The organism is Pedobacter nutrimenti, assembly GCF_032678445.1.
Lineage (GTDB): Bacteria > Bacteroidota > Bacteroidia > Sphingobacteriales > Sphingobacteriaceae > Pedobacter > Pedobacter nutrimenti_A.
On record NZ_JAVTSQ010000020.1, the window covers coordinates 87,121 to 106,510 of the forward strand.

At 41.8% G+C, this 19,390-nt stretch carries 17 protein-coding genes; 5 read left to right on the forward strand and 12 right to left on the reverse strand.

Translation table 11 applies throughout. From position 1 onward, the window contains the following. Positions 1-62: 62 nt before the first annotated feature. Complete coding sequence (mtgA, locus tag R2S08_RS27110) at positions 63-785, reverse strand: monofunctional biosynthetic peptidoglycan transglycosylase (RefSeq protein ID WP_316838036.1); 723 nt, start codon at positions 783-785, stop codon at positions 63-65. Between the two features lie 132 nt (positions 786-917). On the opposite strand from mtgA, the gene R2S08_RS27115 reads away from it, so the two are divergent. Beyond that, entirely contained in the window at positions 918-1,208 is a 291-nt protein-coding gene (locus R2S08_RS27115) for a hypothetical protein (protein ID WP_316838037.1), read from the forward strand. Between the two features lie 68 nt (positions 1,209-1,276). Here the strand turns inward: R2S08_RS27115 and rplI are convergent, their stop codons facing one another. From rplI to R2S08_RS27135, 4 genes are all read right to left on the reverse strand, one after another. Next, positions 1,277-1,720, reverse strand: a complete 444-nt coding sequence (rplI, locus tag R2S08_RS27120; RefSeq protein ID WP_108549805.1) for a 50S ribosomal protein L9 — start codon at positions 1,718-1,720, stop codon at positions 1,277-1,279. A 10-nt stretch (positions 1,721-1,730) separates the two neighbouring features. Then, positions 1,731-1,994 carry a 30S ribosomal protein S18 gene (gene rpsR, locus R2S08_RS27125; RefSeq protein WP_012780908.1) on the reverse strand — a complete coding sequence of 88 codons (264 nt, stop codon included), beginning with the start codon at positions 1,992-1,994 and terminating at the stop codon, positions 1,731-1,733. Next, positions 1,994-2,353, reverse strand: a complete 360-nt coding sequence (gene rpsF, locus R2S08_RS27130) for a 30S ribosomal protein S6 (RefSeq protein WP_316838038.1) — start codon at positions 2,351-2,353, stop codon at positions 1,994-1,996. The genes rpsR and rpsF overlap by 1 nt, the downstream gene beginning before the upstream one ends. A gap of 90 nt (positions 2,354-2,443) precedes the next feature. Beyond that, positions 2,444-3,691 carry an outer membrane beta-barrel protein gene (locus R2S08_RS27135; RefSeq protein WP_316838039.1) on the reverse strand — a complete coding sequence of 416 codons (1,248 nt, stop codon included), beginning with the start codon at positions 3,689-3,691 and terminating at the stop codon, positions 2,444-2,446. Positions 3,692-3,819: 128 nt separating this feature from the next. Here R2S08_RS27135 and R2S08_RS27140 point away from each other — a divergent pair, with 128 nt between their 5' ends. Beyond that, positions 3,820-5,610 carry a DNA polymerase III subunit gamma/tau gene (locus R2S08_RS27140; RefSeq protein ID WP_316838040.1) on the forward strand — a complete coding sequence of 597 codons (1,791 nt, stop codon included), beginning with the start codon at positions 3,820-3,822 and terminating at the stop codon, positions 5,608-5,610. Between the two features lie 2 nt (positions 5,611-5,612). On the opposite strand, the gene R2S08_RS27145 is transcribed toward R2S08_RS27140, so the two are convergent. Then, the gene (locus R2S08_RS27145) at positions 5,613-6,038 is read right to left on the reverse strand and encodes a hypothetical protein (protein WP_316838041.1); all 426 of its coding nucleotides are present in this window, start codon (positions 6,036-6,038) and stop codon (positions 5,613-5,615) included. 131 nt (positions 6,039-6,169) lie between these two features. Between R2S08_RS27145 and R2S08_RS27150 the strand changes: the two genes are divergently transcribed. The 3 genes from R2S08_RS27150 (at position 6,170) to R2S08_RS27160 (ending at position 10,983) form a co-directional block, all read left to right on the forward strand. Beyond that, on the forward strand, positions 6,170-7,405 hold the full coding sequence (locus R2S08_RS27150) for an NADP-dependent isocitrate dehydrogenase (protein WP_133778870.1): 1,236 nt from the start codon (positions 6,170-6,172) through the stop codon (positions 7,403-7,405). Positions 7,406-8,161: 756 nt separating this feature from the next. Next, positions 8,162-10,231, forward strand: coding sequence for a TonB-dependent receptor (locus R2S08_RS27155; RefSeq protein WP_316838042.1), 2,070 nt, complete (start codon positions 8,162-8,164; stop codon positions 10,229-10,231). Between the two features lie 29 nt (positions 10,232-10,260). Further along, positions 10,261-10,983, forward strand: a complete 723-nt coding sequence (locus R2S08_RS27160) for a ThuA domain-containing protein (RefSeq protein WP_316838043.1) — start codon at positions 10,261-10,263, stop codon at positions 10,981-10,983. Between the two features lie 9 nt (positions 10,984-10,992). Here R2S08_RS27160 and R2S08_RS27165 read toward each other — a convergent pair whose 3' ends face one another. From R2S08_RS27165 to R2S08_RS27190, 6 genes are all read right to left on the reverse strand, one after another. Beyond that, positions 10,993-12,888 (reverse strand): TonB-dependent receptor plug domain-containing protein, encoded by a 1,896-nt coding sequence (locus R2S08_RS27165; protein ID WP_316838044.1) that lies wholly within the window; start codon positions 12,886-12,888, stop codon positions 10,993-10,995. Between the two features lie 33 nt (positions 12,889-12,921). Then, a complete protein-coding gene (locus R2S08_RS27170; RefSeq protein WP_316838045.1) occupies positions 12,922-14,211 on the reverse strand; it encodes a M28 family metallopeptidase in 1,290 nt (429 codons plus the stop codon). Between the two features lie 10 nt (positions 14,212-14,221). Next, positions 14,222-14,788, reverse strand: coding sequence for an HPP family protein (locus tag R2S08_RS27175; protein ID WP_133778875.1), 567 nt, complete (start codon positions 14,786-14,788; stop codon positions 14,222-14,224). Positions 14,789-14,815: 27 nt separating this feature from the next. Continuing rightward, positions 14,816-16,075, reverse strand: a complete 1,260-nt coding sequence (locus tag R2S08_RS27180) for a prephenate dehydrogenase (RefSeq protein ID WP_316838046.1) — start codon at positions 16,073-16,075, stop codon at positions 14,816-14,818. 88 nt (positions 16,076-16,163) lie between these two features. After that, on the reverse strand, positions 16,164-17,873 hold the full coding sequence (locus tag R2S08_RS27185; protein ID WP_316838047.1) for a cellulase family glycosylhydrolase: 1,710 nt from the start codon (positions 17,871-17,873) through the stop codon (positions 16,164-16,166). A 6-nt stretch (positions 17,874-17,879) separates the two neighbouring features. Further along, positions 17,880-19,313: a glycoside hydrolase family 30 protein gene (locus R2S08_RS27190; protein ID WP_316838048.1), complete on the reverse strand. Its 1,434-nt coding sequence runs from the start codon at positions 19,311-19,313 to the stop codon at positions 17,880-17,882. Positions 19,314-19,390 lie beyond the last annotated feature (77 nt).

A 19,390-nucleotide genomic window follows, 5' to 3' on the forward strand; every position in this document is an offset into this window, starting at 1 on the left:
AATATACAACCGTCACCGCCCACAGGACTAGTTTAAAAAAATTGTAAATGTTTATTAATGAATTAGAAGTCAAGCGGCCCCAATCTGCGCATATTTCGCATGATCAGGTATTGACGGTGCTGAATATAACGGGTCGGGTGTGCCGGTGTCCAGCGTAAAGGATTTGGAAAACAAGCTGCGATCAATGCAGCCTCAGCACGGCTTAACGAGCTGCAGGATTTACCATAATAAGCCTGGGAAGCCGCTTCAGCACCATAGATCCCATCTCCCATTTCGATCACGTTCAGGTAAACTTCCAATATTCGTTCTTTGCTCCACAGCATCTCTATGAGCAAGGTAAAATAAGCTTCAAAACCTTTACGGATCCAGGAGCGTCCTGGCCAAAGGAATACATTTTTAGCCGTCTGCTGAGAAATGGTACTTCCTCCTTTTACCTTTTTGCCCTTTTCATTGCTTTCATAGGCTTTTTCAATTGCTTTAATATCAAAACCCATATGCTTCAGGAAAAGCTGGTCTTCGGCCGATACGGCTGCCCTTTTCATATTGTCTGAAATATCCTCGAAGCGCATCCATTTTTTATCGGTTTTGAAGGTCTTTCCATCAGCCTTCCGCTCAATATTACGTTCAATCATCAGCAAGGTAATTGGCGGATTGATAAAGCGGTAAGCCAACACCCATAAAATGCTCACACTTAAAAACCAGATCAGTATCCGGCTCAGTATGGAAGTTATTTTTTTTAAAAGAGGTGATTTAGTCTTTGCCGTTGAACGTTTTTTTTGTGCCATTGCCCAAAGGTAATAAAAACATCAATTCGCTTTATAAATCCTTGTTCACTCCACTCCAAGTTCCTAAATAATTCTCTAAATTTGCCTTTGCACAGACCCCCTTAACCAAGTCTTAACTGACAACAAATTGATATGAAGTTTACAGCATCCCGTCTTTCAGAAGGCAACAAGGTTTTTCCAACTGAGATTTATTTAGAAGAAAACAGTATTGAGATTAAATCACCGGGATTATTCAGCGGAGATTCCAAATACCTCAACTATGAAGACATTACGTCTATTGAAGTAGATACGCCTATGATTGGTTTTTCTACGCTGCGGCTTTTCCTGAACGGAAATAAGGTAGAAGTAAGCGGTTTTTCTAAAAGCGACATCAAAACGATCAGACAAATGATTGATGAAGCGAGAAGCAAAAGGCGGAGATAGATCCTAAAATAAAGGCAAAAAAAAAGCTTCCTGAAAATCAGGAAGCTTTTTTTTATGTCGTATTAAGATTACTCAGCTACAACTTCGAAAGGAACTTTAACTTTCACTTCTTTGTGTAAGTTTAAGTTAGCCACATATTCGCCAACAAATTTAGGTTCAGTTTCGAAAGTGATACGGCGACGGTCAACATCAAAACCTTGTTGTTTCAATGCATCAGCAATCATAATCGTGTTTACAGCACCAAAAATCTTACCTGTCTCACCAGCTTTAGCACCGATTGTCAATTTAACCTCAGTTAAACGCTCAGCAATGCCTTCAGCATCTTTCTTAATTTTATCTTGTTTAAAAGCAGCTTGCTTCAGGTTTTCAGCCAATACTTTTTTAGCTGAAGGTGTAGCCAACTGACCAAATCCTTGAGGAATCAGGTAGTTACGACCATAACCTGGCTTTACTGTAACGATATCATCTTTTTCCCCTAGGGATTTGATATCTTGTTTTAAAATAATTTCCATCTCTCAGTTCCTATTTTAATTGGTCAGCAACAAAAGGTAACAAACCGATGTGACGAGCACGTTTTACAGCCTGAGCTACTTTACGCTGAAATTTCAATGAAGTACCGGTTAAACGGCGAGGTAAAATTTTACCTTGATCATTGATGAATTTTAACAAAAAGTTTGCGTCTTTGTAATCGATATATTTAATACCATTTTTTCTGAAACGGCAATATTTTTTTCTGTTATCGTCCACTTTTGGAGCGGTAACATATTGTATTTGATCCTTTGCCATTATACTGCAGCCTCCGTTTTAGGTTTTTTGTTAAAAGCTCCGCTACGTTTTTTCTCGTTGTAAGCAACCGCGTGACGGTCTAATCTTACAGTTAAGAAACGCAAAACACGCTCATCACGTTTAAGCTCCAACTCTAACTTGTTAATTAATTCACCTGAACATTTGTATTCTGTAAGGTGGAAGAATCCGCTTGCTTTCTTTTCAATCGGATATGCTAATTTTCTCAAACCCCAATTGTCCTCTTGAACAATTTCGGCTCCGCTATCAGAAATGATTTTGCTAAATTTCGCGATGGTTTCTTTAGCTACTTCTTCTGATAACAACGGGGTTAGAACGATAACAGTTTCGTACTGATTCATTGTTATTTGTTTTTATAATTTAATTCCCGCTACGAACGGGGCTGCAAATGTATTAATTATTTTCTATTAATACAAAGAGTATCAAAAGATTTAGTTCTTCCCAAACAGATAATTGACCCCAAACTTCCACCTCTGCATAGATGCACTGAACATCGTATAAGTCGTAATGGAGGTAGGCATACTATACATCGCAGAAACTTCTATCTTTTTATTTAAAACTACGCCCGCAGAAATCGGAAAGGAAAAATTAAACTTCTCTGGCTTAAAAGTATCTTTCTGTATATCAAACTCTTTCCTGAGCGAATTATACATGGAAGAAATCACATTCGAATATTTGGAGAAGTTACATCCCAGTCCTGCGCCCAGAAAAACTTTCAAAGCACTGGTATTATAAAAGTTGTAGATGAACTGTGGGGTCAGGCAAAGTGACAATTGGTCAAAGGCCTGACTTTGATCAGAAATATATTCGTTAATCGGTTCATTAAGCGAAACCTTGTTCTTACTGCTAAAAAAGGAAAGTTCTGTCCTAAAAATAAATCTCCTAATGGCAGGATTGAGAAACAGGTCAATTCCGGCTTGGAATGATGGCATGGCTGAACTATTATTAATCGCTGCTTTTGAAGCCAGATCGTTTTGTCCCTGAAAAGAAACCTTACTGATACTTAAACCGCCCCCGGCATAAAACCGGGTTAATTTATATGTACTCTTAACCGCAGCGTCTCCATTGATCCGGGAAGATAACTTTATCAGATCGGCACCAGAATACCTATAGTACTTTAATTTTTCTTCAGAGATATCCATCCCGAATTTTTCTGTAACTTCCTTAAGTTGCCGCACATATTTATTATCGGTTACAAAAACGCCTGTCTTATTTGGCGCCAGAAAAAAACTCTGAATCAGTTCATAAGGCTCAGACATACCACTTTCTCGTATAAAGAACCTCCTTTTAATGTTGTCTTCATAAGAAAACAAGGTGATGTTTTTTCCAGTTTGAAGCACTTTCAGGAATACCGTATCTGTTTTTGAGCTCGTATCCAAGCCAGTGGAAAGATCGTTCAATGTCATTCTGCTCTGACTGATCCTGACTACATAACGCTGACTGGATTCTATTCCGTCAATGCCATAGGCTGAGCATTCCTTAACACCATAAACCTTTATTTCATTGTTTAAATCTGTTCTAAAGTTAAAAGAAGATGGGTTTGCACTCCTTTCTTTATAATCAACATATCCTTTGATGGTATCCTGGTTATTGGTAACCAGATAACCTTTTTGAAAATTGGATTGCGCAAAAGAAAGCACGGGGATAGCCATCAACAGACCAACAAGAAAGCGTTTCATATTTGATTTTTAAGCAAAATTACTTTTTCTCCTCATATTTCCTAATCAGAATCTCATTTTGCACAGGATCGCGTTTATTTTCCACAAAAATCTTTTGCTCCGTAAAAATTTTATAATTTCGTTGTCGAATGGAGAATTTTATAGTATCGGCCCGTAAATATCGCCCGGCAACGTTTGAAACCGTTGTAGGACAGCACCACATCACCGGAACTTTAAAGAATGCCATTAAAAATAACCAGCTGGCCCAGGCCTTTTTATTTTGTGGGCCAAGGGGGGTAGGAAAAACAACCTGCGCCCGTATCCTGGCAAAAACCATCAATTGTACCAATTTAACACCGGAACAGGAGGCCTGCGGCACCTGTGAATCCTGTATTTCTTTCCAGACCGGACATTCCTTTAACTTTCATGAACTCGATGCGGCTTCCAACAATTCGGTTGACGACATCAGAAGCCTGATTGACCAGGTAAGGATTCCGCCACAGGCAGGAAAATACAAAATCTATATTATAGATGAGGTTCACATGCTCTCTGCAAATGCATTCAATGCGTTCTTAAAAACGCTGGAAGAACCACCGTCTTATGCCATATTCATTCTGGCAACGACAGAAAAGCACAAGATCCTGCCCACTATATTGTCGCGGTGTCAGATCTTCGATTTCAATCGTATCCAGGTAGAAGATATTGCCAGCCACCTGAATAAAATCGCTCAGCGCGAAAATATTGCTGTAGAAGCAGACGGTCTGCATATTATTGCGCAGAAAGCAGATGGCGGATTGAGGGATGCCTTATCTATGTTCGATCAGATTGTGAGTTATACCAACAAAAACCTCACGTACAAATCTGTTATCGATAATTTAAACATCCTGGATTACGATTATTATTTTAAACTTACAGAATACCTGACCTCTGCAAATGTTAGCCAGTCTCTGGTGTTGTTTGATGAGATCTTAAACAATGGTTTTGATGGCAACAATTTTATTAACGGATTGGCAAGCCATCTCAGAAACCTATTGGTTGGCAAAGATCCGCAGACAGTTAAACTTCTTGAAGTCAGCGAGAATATCAAACAAAAATACATCAATCAAAGCCAGCAAACCTCAGTCTCCTTTATTTTAACGGCACTGAATCTGGCCAATCAAACTGACCTCTCGTACAAGAACAGCAAAAATCAGCGGCTTCAGGTGGAATTGGCGCTGATCAAAATGTGTCACATCCCCTCAGTATTGCAATTGGCTCAATTACCGGCATCCAATTCCTTAACTGACAACGATCAGATTAAAAAAAAAACTGATGTAAAAACTGAAATACCTGCCGTTGTTCCATCTGCAGGCATCTCTCCAAAAGCACCTGAAAAACCTGCTCCGGCACCGCAGGCACCAGCAAGCAACACCCCTCAGCCAGCAAGACCAGTCACTCAAACAGATAAAATTGTTTTAAAGCCGCAGCCTTTGGTCAATAAGACGGGTGGCACGCTGATTCCATCTTTAACTTCGCTGGAAAGCCTGGCCTCGGAAGCGGAGAGCAAAGAGCCAAAATACATAGATGGTCATGATAAAGATTCTTTCACCTTTGAGCAGCTGATGTCTTTATGGAATAGTTATGCCCATAAAGCCAAAGATGAAGGCAAGATCAATATATTTACCTTACTGACCAGTAACGAACCGATACTGGAGCAGCACGAGATCACTGTATTAATAGAAAATAAAATACAGGAAGGCTTGCTCCACGAAGAGATGGTCTATTTTCTGAATTTTCTAAGGTCTCAGCTAAAAAACTTCAGCATACAAATCAAAACCAAAAAAATTGAGGTCCAGCTCAAAAACAGGCTTTATACCAGTATTGAAAAATACCAGTACCTGGCACAAAAGAATCCTCAGCTGGAAGAAATGCGTAAACGTTTTAATCTCGATATTATCTGATTTTATTTTCTAGGTGGTGCATCATTGATTGGGTAACCCTCTTCATCCAGATCCGGGCGATCATCTTCGGGTGTTCTGGCCAGGAATTCATCTTCCGGCTCCACCTCGACAATACTGCCATTATCCACATGCATTCCCAAATCAACTAAACCTTGTTCTGCTTTATCTGCAGGTTTAGCATATTCATCTCCTATATAGGGATTGGCCTCATCATAATCTGAATTCTCATCACCCCCATTTGCGGCCGCTGTATCGTAAGGCAAAGGATGATCATATTCTTTATCATTCCCTTTTACATCGTACTCAAAACTGTTCTTCTCTTCATCGTAAGAGAGATTCTTGAAATCTCTGGTCTCCCCCAATTCAAAACCATGTAATCTGCCATTCGACTTTTGATTTCCGCCGGTGCTGTTGTTGTTTGTACTCATGATGCTTAATTTTATATCATAATAACGTTATTAAATCTTTAATTGTTTTCGGAATTTGCCGGAAACCGAGGCTATAAACTCAAAATTTATATCTTTGTTTTTTTATAATCAATTAAAATTGAATCCATAATATGTCTGTACAAAAAATTAAAGTAACCCAGCCCGTTGTAGAGTTAGATGGTGACGAGATGACCCGCATCATTTGGAAATTCATCAAAGACAAACTGATCCTTCCTTATTTAGATCTTGATATTAAATATTATGACCTGGGTATTGAGTATCGTGATGAAACTGATGACCAGGTAACGATTGACGCCGCTGAAGCCATTAAAAAATATGGTGTAGGGATTAAATGTGCGACCATCACTCCTGATGAGCAGCGCGTTAAAGAATTTAATTTGAAACAAATGTGGAAATCACCTAACGGAACCATCCGTAATATTCTTGATGGTACTGTTTTCCGTGAACCAATTGTAATGAGCAATGTTCCTCGTTTGGTTCCAAACTGGACAGCTCCGATCTGCATTGGCCGTCATGCTTTTGGTGATCAGTACCGTGCTACAGATTTGGTAACCAAAGGAAAAGGTAAACTGACTTTAACTTTCACTCCTGAAGATGGTGGTGAGGTTCAGTCTTTTGATGTTTACAACTTTAAAGGTGATGGTGTTGCTTTGGCCATGTACAATACAGATGAGAGTATCCGTGGTTTTGCTAATGCTTGTTTTAACCAGGCTTTAAGCAAAAAATGGCCTCTGTACTTATCTACAAAAAACACCATTCTTAAGAAATATGATGGCCGTTTCAAAGATATCTTTGAAGAGATCTATGAAAACGACTTTAAAGCTAAATTTGCTGAGGCTGGTATTACTTATGAGCACCGTTTGATCGATGACATGGTGGCTTCTGCCTTGAAATGGAATGGTAACTTTGTTTGGGCTTGTAAAAACTATGATGGTGATGTTCAATCGGATACTGTTGCTCAGGGCTTTGGTTCATTAGGTTTGATGACTTCTGTTCTGGTTACTCCGGATGGCAAAACAATGGAGGCTGAGGCTGCGCATGGTACTGTGACTCGTCACTACCGTGATCACCAGGCTGGCAAACCAACTTCTACCAACCCTATTGCGTCTATCTTTGCATGGACCAGAGGTTTGGAATTCCGTGGTGTATTAGACAACAACCAGGAATTGATCAAATTCTGCCATACTTTAGAGCAGGTTTGTATCGAAACTGTAGAAAGCGGTAAAATGACTAAAGATTTAGCTGTTTGTATCCATGGTAACAAAGTGGAACATGGTAAAGATTACTTATATACAGAAGAATTCCTTGCTGCAATTGATGAGAATTTGCAAAGCAGATTAGGATAATTTCCTGTTAACTTTTATTTGGAAAGGGATGTCTCGTTTGGGACATCCTTTTTTGTGGCTAAATCTTTGGTTGACTAGCTGAGAAACCGGGTCGCTTCAACAGGGTGCTTAATTTTAAAAAAAGAAGGGTAAGCTCGAAGGCTGCTTAAGCTTAGGCGGGCAGAAAAAGCCCGCAAACCTTAAAAGGCCTTCTCCCTTACACCTTCTTTTTTTCTGGATTTCGAGCATAGCCTGATTTCCCGTATAAATCCATCGGTTATTCTATCCGCCAGCACATACCCAGCCCTAAAAAACTACCAGGAAAATTAAAAACAAAAAGCTTAGATCCGCGCACATACAGGTCCTGTTCAGGTTCTGTCCAAATAAACAATTGGCTTATTCCAAATAGGGATCAAACAGGCACTAAACAGGGACCAAACAGGGATAAAGCAGGGATAAACTTCCTGTTTGCTCCTTACTTTTCCCTTATATATTATTTGTTCAATATTTATTTACCTTAAACCATTATCAGCTCAATAATCAACCAATGTAAACCGAAACAATAGGAAAAGCTGCGCCCTGCCTGGTCTCCTCCCTCCTCTGCAATTTGCTACGGAAAATTCTCGTACGTTGCGGAAAGACCTCAGAGATCTGCGGCTTCTTCAGCCGCCTGATATCGTTAGTCTTGAAGCAGCTGTACAGAATTTTCCAAAAAATTCACCTCCCTCCTATCATCACAGACCGTTTTTTTGAATTATCTTTACTAATATTGAAGCTATGAAGAAGTGCCTGACCTTGTTCTTTCTATTTCTGTTTTTTTCCGGTTATACACAAACTATTCAGGATTCAACAAAAAGACTAAAAGAAGTCATTATCCGTCCGTATTTTTCCCCGCAACCGCTACTCAGGGCTACGGGATCTGTAGCTGTGCTCGACTCCACTATACTTAGCCGGCAACAAGGCACCAGTTTGGTCTCCTCTATGAACACCGTACCAGGAATCCGAATGGAAGAACGCTCTCCCGGCAGCTATCGCCTATCTATCAGGGGTAGTCTACTCCGCTCCCCTTTCGGAATCAGAAATATAAAGATCTATCTGGATGATTTTCCTTTAACAGACGCTGGTGGAAACACCTATCTGAATGCACTCGACGTGAATGCTATTGGCCAGATACAGATCCTCAAAGGCCCACAAAGCAGCCTTTACGGTGCAAATTCCGGAGGAGTGGTATTGATTAGCCCTGCCGAATTGACAGGAGGAAAAACTGCATTGGATTTTAAACTTCAGGGTGGGTCTTTTGGACTTTTTCAGGAGAACCTGCGGTTTGGGAAAAATCTTGGGAAATATCAGTTTAACCTGGTTCAGGCTTATCAGCATAGTGACGGTTACCGCGACCACAGTGCGATGGACCGTAAATATGTGCAATTATCCCAGAAGCTGGATTACGCTGCTGTTGCCAATGTCAAAGCCTTATTTTTTTACTCAGACCTTCATTATGATACCCCAGGCGGGTTAACGGAAGTTCAGAATAATCAGAATCCACAACAATCCAGGCCTGCAGCTGGCGCGATTAAAAGTGCGGCGGATCAGCAGGCAGCCATCTACAGTAAAACACTTTATGGAGGCCTCTCCAACAACTGGCAAATCAGCAAAGGATTTAAACACGTAGCCTCTGTGTTCAGTTCCTATACCGATTTTAAGAATCCCTTTATCACCAATTACGAGCACAGAAAAGAATTCACACTGGGCCTGCGTACTTATGTACAATATGAAAGAAAATTAAAAGACCTGAACTGGAAGTTTGATCTTGGACTGGAAAGCATGGAGACTTCCACCGACTACCACAACTCCGACAATAATTCAGGAATTCCAGGTAAATTACAGGCTGCGGATCGTCTAAAGGCCATATCCAATGTCGCATTTCTACACATGGACTTTGATTTCCTGAACAAGTGGCTCCTGGAACTGTCAGGGAGTGCAAATCTCTATAAATACCGCTATAGAAGCAGCTTCCCTATAGAAATCAGCCAAAAAACGAATCAGTTTAACACACAGTTCATGCCCCGGGCTGCACTCTCCTACCTCTTCGACCAGCATCTATCACTACGCAGTTCCATTAGTAAAGGCTATTCTCCTCCAACTCTTGCAGAAGTCAGGGCTTCAAACAATGTCATTAATGTAGACCTGCAACCAGAGTATGGATGGAACTATGAAGGTGGTTTTAGGTATGAAGGTTTAAACAAAAGGTTCTTTGCTGATGTGACTGGTTTCTTTTACAACCTGAAAAATGCGATTGTAAGACGATTAAATAATAACGATACCGAATATTTTATTAATGCTGGCGGCACCAGGCAATGGGGATTGGAAACCAGTATGTCTTGTTGGGTCATTTCTCCAGAATCTGATGGGTGGGTTAAGGGGCTGCAGCTCAAGACAGCATATACGTTGAGCAGGTTTAATTTTAAGAATTACCTGGATAAAACGATCAGCTATTCTGGAAATGACTTGACGGGTGTGCCTAAGAATATACTGGTGAGCAGCGCAGACCTGCAGCTGCCAAAAGATTTTTATGTGTTTATCGAGCACAACTACACCTCAAAGATTCCCCTCAATGATGCCAATACTGTCTACGCCAAAAGCTATCACCTGCTTCAGGCTAGAATTGGCTGTAAAAATATTCACATTTCTGGTGTACCGATAGAGATTTTTGCAGGAGTAGACAATATATTGAACCAGAAATACAGCCTGGGCAATGACCTGAATGCAGCAAACGGCAGATATTTTAATACAGCCGCAACAAGAAACTTTTATGGGAGTATTGCCCTAAAAATGAACACTATTCGTTAATTTTTGTAATTATTTATGCATCTTTAATTATGAGAATCTTAATCCTACTCCTGTTTTTTCACTGCACAGCTTCTTTTGCACAAAAACGTCTGCTCGTTTTTGCGAAAACGGCGGGCTACCATCATCAATCCATTGCCAATGGTTTTCCTGCGCTGCAGAAACTGGCTGCTGAGCATAAATTTGTGGCAGATACCACGACCAATCCCAGCCAGTTTACACTGAAAAATTTAAAAAGATATGCCGCTGTTGTCTTTCTGAACACTACTGGCGATGTACTGGATGACCAACAGCAAAAAGCTTTTGAGGATTATATACATCAGGGAGGTGGCTTTGTCGGGATACACGCTGCTTCAGATACCGAATATGGCTGGCCATGGTATGGAAAACTCGTTGGTGCTTATTTCGTTAGCCACCCTGCGCAACAAGAAGCCGTCCTTCATGTCATTGACACAAATACAATTGCCACCAGACATTTACCCCATGAATGGAAAAGAAAGGACGAATGGTATAATTTCAAAGAAATACAAACCGACCTTCATATCTTGATGACCCTGGATGAAAAGACTTATACAGGTGGTATAAACGGGGATCCGCATCCTTTTGCATGGTACCATGATTTTGATGGTGGCAGAGCCTTTTACACAGGGTTAGGTCATATGGAAGATTCTTATACAGACCCACTGTTCCTGAAGCATGTACTTGGCGGTATATTATATGCGACCGGTACAAAGAAAATGGAACTAAAAAAATAAAAGCAGGAATTAAATTCCTGCTTTTATGCCTAAAGTAAACCAGGAACCGGGCATAGGTACAGCTCCGGCTTCTATATACTGTACATTAAAGAGATTCGCACCATCGGCATAAATACTATAATGCTTTTGTTTAAACGTTATCCTGGTATCCATTACGGTATAATCTTTATAATTGATCCGTTGGTTGTAACGCGCGGTAAGCGTTACCGCAACAAGGTTATAGAATTCTGCATTTAGGGTTCCGCTAAGCTGATTTCTTAGACTTTCCAATGCATAACGGGAAAAATTAGCTGTTGCAAGTGTCGTTTTAAAACTAGGATCAAGGTTTGTATAAGAAGCGCCCAACCTAAAACGGCTTAGCACATCTGTTTCCATCGCTTTAAGCGTGTAATCGGCACTCAGGGTAAATCCTTTGGTATTGACCTGACTAAAGTTCTGCGGCTGCCATGGATCCGTTTGCTGTGCTTTGACCCAGTCAATAAAATTATCTATTCTTCTTATAAAATAACTGGCATTCAGAGCCAGCTTTTCATCGTTAAATTTTATCCCTCCTTCTGCGTATTTCGATTTTTCAGGCTGAAGCTGGTCGTTACCAATATTGGTAGGCCCTTTATAATAGAGATCGGTGTAAGTAGGTAAGCGCTGACCGGTCCCCAGATTCGCAAAAATCCTCCAGTTACCGTAAAAATTATATCCTGCGTCTAAACCAGGAAAGGCCTGCCAGCCATAATCAGAGTTGTAATTGACATACGCCCCGGCGTTGATCAGTAACCGCTCTATAGGCTCAAATTTGTATTCTCCAAAGATTCCCGCATTGCGGCGATCCCTTTTGCCCAGATTTGTACTATTGATGTTTTCGGTACGGGCTTCCAGTCCGAGTCCAAAGGTGCCGATACTGGTTTGAACGGTATTGTTCAGTTCAGCGTCAAAAACATTGGTCTGGTGATGATTGTGAAACTTATCCGGAGTCTGTTTAATGTACAGGTAGTCATCCACATTGTTCCGGTAACTGATCCTGGGCACCATAGTCCACTTGTCACTCAGCTTTGTGGTATAAGAAACAGAGGCCAGGGCTGTTTTCACCGTCTCTTCAGATTCTTTGTCGCCGGGAGCGGAATAATATCCGTTTGCGCCAAAATTATTGTGCGTATAACCTGCCAGCAGGTCCAGAACGTCTGTCTTTCCAACTGGTAATTTCCCCTGATAATATACTTTTTGATTGTTAAAAGCAGTATTGTACCGGTAACCATTCCCGGCTTCCTGACCTACGGACAAGAGATGACTTGCCCCATTCTGCACCAGCGTTCCACTGGCATGGATACCGTAATTGGCGTAGGTATTTCCCGAAACTTCGTCTTTCTTGAAACTGCTTCCAGAAAACAGGTTGGCGGACACCCCTGTTTTTTGAGGATTGCGGGTGACGATATTGATGGCCCCTGTGAGGGCATTAATACCATAGATTCGGGAGGCTGAGCCACGCAAAACTTCGATATGATCAATATCCTCCATGGTAATGGGCAGATTCATCATATTATGTCCGGTTTGCGGATCTGATACTTTAATCCCATTAATCAGGACCAGTGTCTCGTCAAAGGTTCCTCCATCCATACTGATGTCCGCTTGTGTGCCACCTGGGCCCCGCTGGCGGACATCAACGCCTGAAACATAACTCAGGAGCTCGCTAACCGATCTGGCAGGCAAGCTCTTGATCTTTTCACTATCGATGATCCAAATGTTCCGGTTTTGTTTGGAGAAAGGCAATTTAAGCCGGTTTTCTTTCACCATCACCTCATTCAGGTTATTGATGGTATCCTTATTAGACTGTATTTTATTTTCCTGTTGTGCAAGCGCTGGTATAGTTAGACTCGCTAAAACTGCAGAAAAAATCAGGTCACGTAAACGCATGATAGTGGTTTGGTTTTGAGCGGCAAAGATAGTTTAAAAACCAGCAAAAAATCTTTGTATCAACTGGAAATAATGTGCAAATTCTGTGAGCGGCAAAGTTTCCGACCGGTCGTAGATGTCGTGATAGGCTTTAATCCCACCTTGGGTATAAATAAAGAAGGAAGGAACGCCTTTTTCGTAGAAGAGGCAATGGTCACTGATGCAGGCCGCACCTCTGATCTCTACCTTAGGCAGCAGGTGGCCTTGCTGGTTGAGTTTGGCCAAACGGTTAAACTGCGCTTTAAAAATACTGCCATTCACAACTTTAATGCCCTCTTCTCCCGTTCCGGCCAGGTCAAAATTCACCAGGAATTTAATTTTCTTCAGGTCGGTAAGCGGGTGTTCAACAAATGCTTTTGAACCTAAAAGTCCAATTTCCTCTCCTGAGAAGGCCAGAAATACAGTATTGTATTTTGGTGGATGCCGAGCATATTCCTTTACAAAACTCAGCAGCATGGCCGTGCCGCTGGCATTGTCATTCGCTCCGGGAAAATAGACTTTGTTACCCATTAAGCCCAGGTGGTCAAAATGGGCCGAGATCACTAATGTAGAATCGGATCCGGATGTTCCTTTAAGCATTCCGACTACATTTCTGGTGGTGTATTTCGGGATAAAACGGCTTTCGATGTTCAGTGTTATATTTTGGATACTGTTAGGATCAAGACCTTTATTATTCACAACAATGACCGGACGGATGGTTTGGAAAGATAAAGTAGTCCAGGTCAGTTTATCAGCTGTGCAAACGATCAGCCCTTTAAATTTTAAGTTCTCATCGTATTTCAGGGCTTCTATGGCCTGAGAGATTATTTTTCTTTCTTCAGGGCCTTCTTCTGAAGGCTTAACCTGATCGTTCAGGAGTATAAAGGCATCTTTTGCCTTTTCTACCAGAGCAAGTACTTTTTCTACACTGTTCAGAGAAGTCCGGTCTGCTGTGATCACCTGAAAATGCCCCTGGATAGAGGGGCTGGAGGCTTCTACCAGATAATCGGCTCCCGTTGTCAATCTTTTCCCGTTAAGCTCAACCTTCACATCGCCAGGAAAAGTGTTTACTGAAAGATCAAAATCCTGAAAATAGGCGTTTCCATTTAAGGGGAGCAGGCCTGACTTTTTAAATTCTCCGGCTATAAATGCTGAGGCGATCTGATCTCCCTTTTCCGCATATCCCCGACCTTTAAATGCTGGAGAGGCCAATGTCTTTACGATCTTTCTGGCATAGTCCATGTCCTGAGCAAATACTCCCCAGGAACAACTCACAAGAAGCGCGCTTAAAATCAGTTTCTTCATAGGAGTATATTTATCTTTTTTTACTGAACCAGCCATGATGAGGATACCTGCGGTGGCGAAGATTATTAAAGATCAGCGCCACTGCCAACAGGATCAACACGCCACTGAGCACCGGCGTAAGGACAAACAGATAGCCCATATCCAGGATTTTTTTCCCACCAACATTGGCCAGTAATGCAGTCGCTCCCCCCGGTGGATGCAAAGTTTTAGTTACCTGCATCAATACGATAGAAATGGAAACAGACAAGGCACAGGCCAGCCAGATTTCGCCAGGAATCAATTTATGTACAGTAACCCCAACTAAGGCACATACAACATGACCTCCGATTAAATTTCTGGGTTGTGCAAGAGGGCTATTGATAATACCATAAATTAATACCGAAGAGGCCCCAAAAGAGGCCAGCAGAAATAGGTTATCACTAGCCACAAAATATTTACTATTGAGCAAACAGATCAAGGCTATTCCGGTAAAAGACCCAAGGAAAGTTAAAATATGCTCTTTAGTATCAATTAAGGTTTCCCGGTATAGAACATATCTGGCACGGCGGTAATGTTTTCTAAATCTCTTTGCTGGCATAATTAAAATAATGATCGTACTACAAAATTAATCCATATTTAGTCTTCGGATCATTTCTGTGCTTCGCTGCCGGCCCTGTTCAAGCCTGTCGCCGAAAAACTGTTTGGTTTGTTCAAAATGTTGTTTATATCCCTCCATATCGCCATAGCCAATAATAGAGGACCATTCCCTTACTGCAGAATGAAATTCCAGATCGTCGGCACGGATTTTCTTATCATACAATGCAGCAGTGATGGATTCTTCCAGCAGTTCTTCATTTCTGAAAAGGTATTCTACAATGCCTAATCTCAATTTAAACGGGGGTGTTTGACAGATCAGGTTGTCATATGGATTTACCCCAAGGCTGTACCAGGCATCGGCCATACTGAGCAGGCTCAGGTGAGAATTGGGTTTTCTTGTACCTGGGCTGCCGGCCAGTGAAAACTCTTTCATGACTTTATCATCCAGCAACAAGGGCTTTTGGTCTTCATGAAAGATAAAGTCCCGGGCTTTATACAGACGCGTTCTGAATTGAGCTTCTTCTTCCATGATCATCAGCTTGAACAGTTCGGATTCAGACTGTGCATAACGCTTCACCTGTTGGCGGGCATAGGGATTGAGAATGGCTAAACCACCGTAGATGTGCGCTTTATAACTAAAGATCCTTAAGGTGGTCAGAATTTTCACATTATCAATGCCTCCGATATAAGAGTCGTTTTCCCATGGGAAGAAACCGGCCTCTTTCCAGGCGGTGCCCATACTTTCAAAACCGACATGTGTAGCTGCCTGGGTATCGGCCACAATCTGGTCGTGAACATGAAAATCCGGGATTTCTACCATATCGGATCCAAGAGAAGACAGCAGATCTGTCATTCGCTGGTAGGCTTCTTTAGTGGTACGGTGAGGAATAATAATCAAGGTTTGACCTACCGGATCAAAGGCAGGACCATGTAGGGAATGACAGGTAACGATATTTACATCTGCGGGCAGGTACCGTTCAAATGCGGCTATTTCCGGATGTTTGATGGAGGTCTGTCCGCCGACAATGGCGCCGAACTTAGTTGATGCCCCGTATTGACTGAGGACATCTGCTATTTTTTCTGCTTCTACAGCATAAATGATGACATCACATCTGCGTGATACGGCATGACCGTCTTCCAAAATGCCGATACCAAAAGGGTCAAGCTCTTCTTTTAACCTGTCTCTGAACTGGGGTAAATCAGACCCATATACTTGATATCCTGCCTTTGCAAAACACTTCGCATACAATTTACCCATGTCTCCTAATCCAATAATTCCTACATCCATTTCACCTGAAAATATAAAATATGTACCAAGTAAGGACAATTATTTGAATTATGAAAAGATATCAGTGATAAAACCGATATCTTTTCATTTAAAGTGCAGATAAAGTGATTTTTTTCAAATCTATACCGCCTTGTTCGATAAAAATTCTTAACTGATGCATTCCTTTACTCAGTTTAACTTTTGCTGGAATCCCTGTTTGTTTCCGGCCATCAACTGTCAGTACGGCTTTACCTTTGGAAGAGGTTTCCAGTGCAATCGCGTAAAGCCCGTTTTTTTCTACTGTAAAAGTGTATTGAAGCCACTCCCCCTCTTCTGTGTCGCTGACATAATATTGGTGTTTTGATTCCTTTTTGATATCTACCCCGTCGTTTCTATATACCCTTCCGCGGTTGCCTGCGGTGGTCAGGCCTGTAGAACTGTGGTAATCCGCGGTGTCTTTATCAAAATAGGCATAGCCGTTTCTTCCAAAATCATAATCTACAGCCAGGATCTCCAGGCTTCCCTTTTCTTTTAACACCCAGTTCTTGAATGGTTTTGTAGAGGTGGTGTTTACCTGTCTGAACATGGCATCAATCACATCGGGATGCTGGATATTGTGGTCAAATTTCAAATCGTCTTTCAATTGCATTAAGCCTTTAAGAGCGGTTTCTTTGGATGGCTCCGGACCTTTTTTATTCCAGTAAGCCAATACCTGCTGATAGTTGGGATTAGACGGAACTTCCAATGGATTATTAAAACCTAGTTTTTTTAAAGGCCACCAGCACCAGCCGATGTCATTTTTTTCCAGCAGCGAGATGGACTCTGTAAACCAAACGTTGGAGTTCTCCCCTGTTTCACCAACCCAGACAGGCACTTTGTATTGCTCCCGCTTTTCGAGAATTCCCTTAATGGACTCTGCATTATTATAATTCCAATAGCGGTGAAAGCTCAGGACCATATTGTTGTCCCATAGTGGAAGCATGCCATTATAATTGTTTCCCCAGCCATTCCCTTCAATAATGATCAGGTGTTTTTTATCCACTTCCCGGATGCCTTTGGTAATGTCGATGAGTACTTGTTTTAAAAGTACATTCTTTTGTTCCTTTGTGCCATGGGCATCATTTTGTTGATCCTCGAATCCCCAGTTGGGCTCATTCAGAATATCATAACCGCCAATCCATGACTCTGAAGCGTACCTTTCTGCAAGCTTCTTCCAGAGGGCTACAGTTTTACGCTGATTCTCCTTGCTGTCCCATAAGGAGGCATGCTCAGGATTCCGATCGGCAATATTCAGGTCATTTCCCTGCCCGCCTGGTGCAGCATGAAGGTCGAGGATCAGGTACATCTTATTTTCCCTGCACCAGTTCAAAAGGCTGTCTGTTAAGGCAAAGCCTTTTTTAAGCCAGGTATCTTTTCCTGCTACAGGTTCCTTTTCTATGGGTAAAGTATACAAGTCATAATGCATGGGCAGACGGACAGAATTGAAACCCCATTCCTTCATCGCTTTGATGTCTTGCCTTGTGGTATGGTTACTGAGCCAGCCTTCATAAAATTTTGCCGTTTCTGTTTCGCCGATTAAGGCTTGTATCCTTTCTCTGATCTTATATTGCTGCCCTTCCTGCTGGAGCCCCAGCATATAGCCTTCCTGTACCATCCAGCCCCCAAGGCCAACGCCCCGGAGCAAAACTTCTTTTCCCTTCTCATCTGCTATTTTTGTCCCATCCGCCTTTAAGAAACCCTGTGCGTTTGTATACAAAGGGATCGCGCATAAAAGCGCATAAAAGGAAAGTGCTCCTGCAACTTTCCTGATCTGGTTCATGTTCATTTATTTAATAATTAAGGTACTGATGGAATGCGGCATACTGGTGGTTTCAGCGGCTTCGCCTTTCATCCAAAGGTAGTAAGGAACGGCTTTGTCAGTACGGTTCATGACCACCACAACGACTGACCCGTCGGGGTTTAGAAAGGAGGTGGTCAACAAATTGTCGCGGCTGGCAGAGCTGGAAATTCTTTTTGCTCCATTTTGAATGAACTTTGAAAACTGGCCTATATAATAGTAAGCATTGGTATAGATGAGTTTTCCTGTCTTTGTGTCGGCATGTATTGGTGCGAAACAGAAATTGCCCACGTGATTGGGCCCTCCGTTTTCATCTAATAATACATTCCAGTCTGTCCAGGCTACTGTCCCTGCATTAAAGTCGTTGATCATGGAATAGCCATAGCGCTCGCCCAAAGCCCAGTCTTTTAGCCTGCCCGCGTCAAATTTTTCTTCGCAACCTTCGGTAAAGATCAGGTGCTTATCCGGGAAAGCTTCTGCAACGCGCTTCAGGTTTTCAAACTGCATTCCGGCTCCGGTCCAGGTTTCATACCAGTGAAAACCAATACCCCAGACGTATTTAGCCGCGTCGGCATCTTCAAGTAAGGTACTTGCGCGTTGAAAGATCAAGTCACGGTTATGGTCCCAGGCAATCAATTTCTTGTCTGCCAAACCTTCTTTGTGAAGCGTCGGTCCTAAGAAATTTTTGATAAAATCTCTTTCTTCTTCTGCGGTATAGATACATGATTCCCATTTCTGTTTGGCCATAGGTTCATTTTGCACCGTTAAACCCCAAACCGGAATTCCTAAGGCTTCATAGGTTTTGATAAATTTGACATAATGGTTAGCCCAGCTTTGTCTGAATTCAGGTTTCAACTTTCCACCCTGAAGTACATTGTTGTTGTCTTTCATCCAGGCTGGTGGACTCCACGGGCTTACGTACAAAGGAAGTTTTCCACCGGCAGCTTCGATAGCCTGTTTAATAAAAGGGATACGGTATTTTTTATCGTGACTGACATTGAATGATTTTAAACTCGCATCATTTTCTGCCAGATAACCATAGCTCTCCGTAGAAAAGTCACTACTTGCAATAGAGGTCCTGGCCAATGTATAACCGATTCCTTTATCCTTGCTGTAATAAGCCGCTAAAAATTCCTTCTGCGCTGTTTTAGGTAATTTGGCAAACGTTTCTGCAGATGCATCTGTTAAAGCTCCTCCAATCCCCATATAGGTCTGAAAGGTTTTTGCGGGATCTACAAAGACACTGATCTGCGTTTCCAGCGGCTGTTTAAAAGTTTTAAAATGTAGTTTTTCTGTTTCTGAAATCCGGAGTTCTGTTTGGTCTGCCGTAGTGTAAACGGTTACGGACTTTTCTCCTGCTCCCCGGCTTTGTGCCATTAAAAGTGAGGGTACCAGGACAAGGGCTAAAAAAAATTGCTTCATGTATCTAAGTATAATAAATAATAATTCTGGGCAAATTTAAGGGGAGGGCATTAAAAAATGCCCTCCAGCCTGATCAA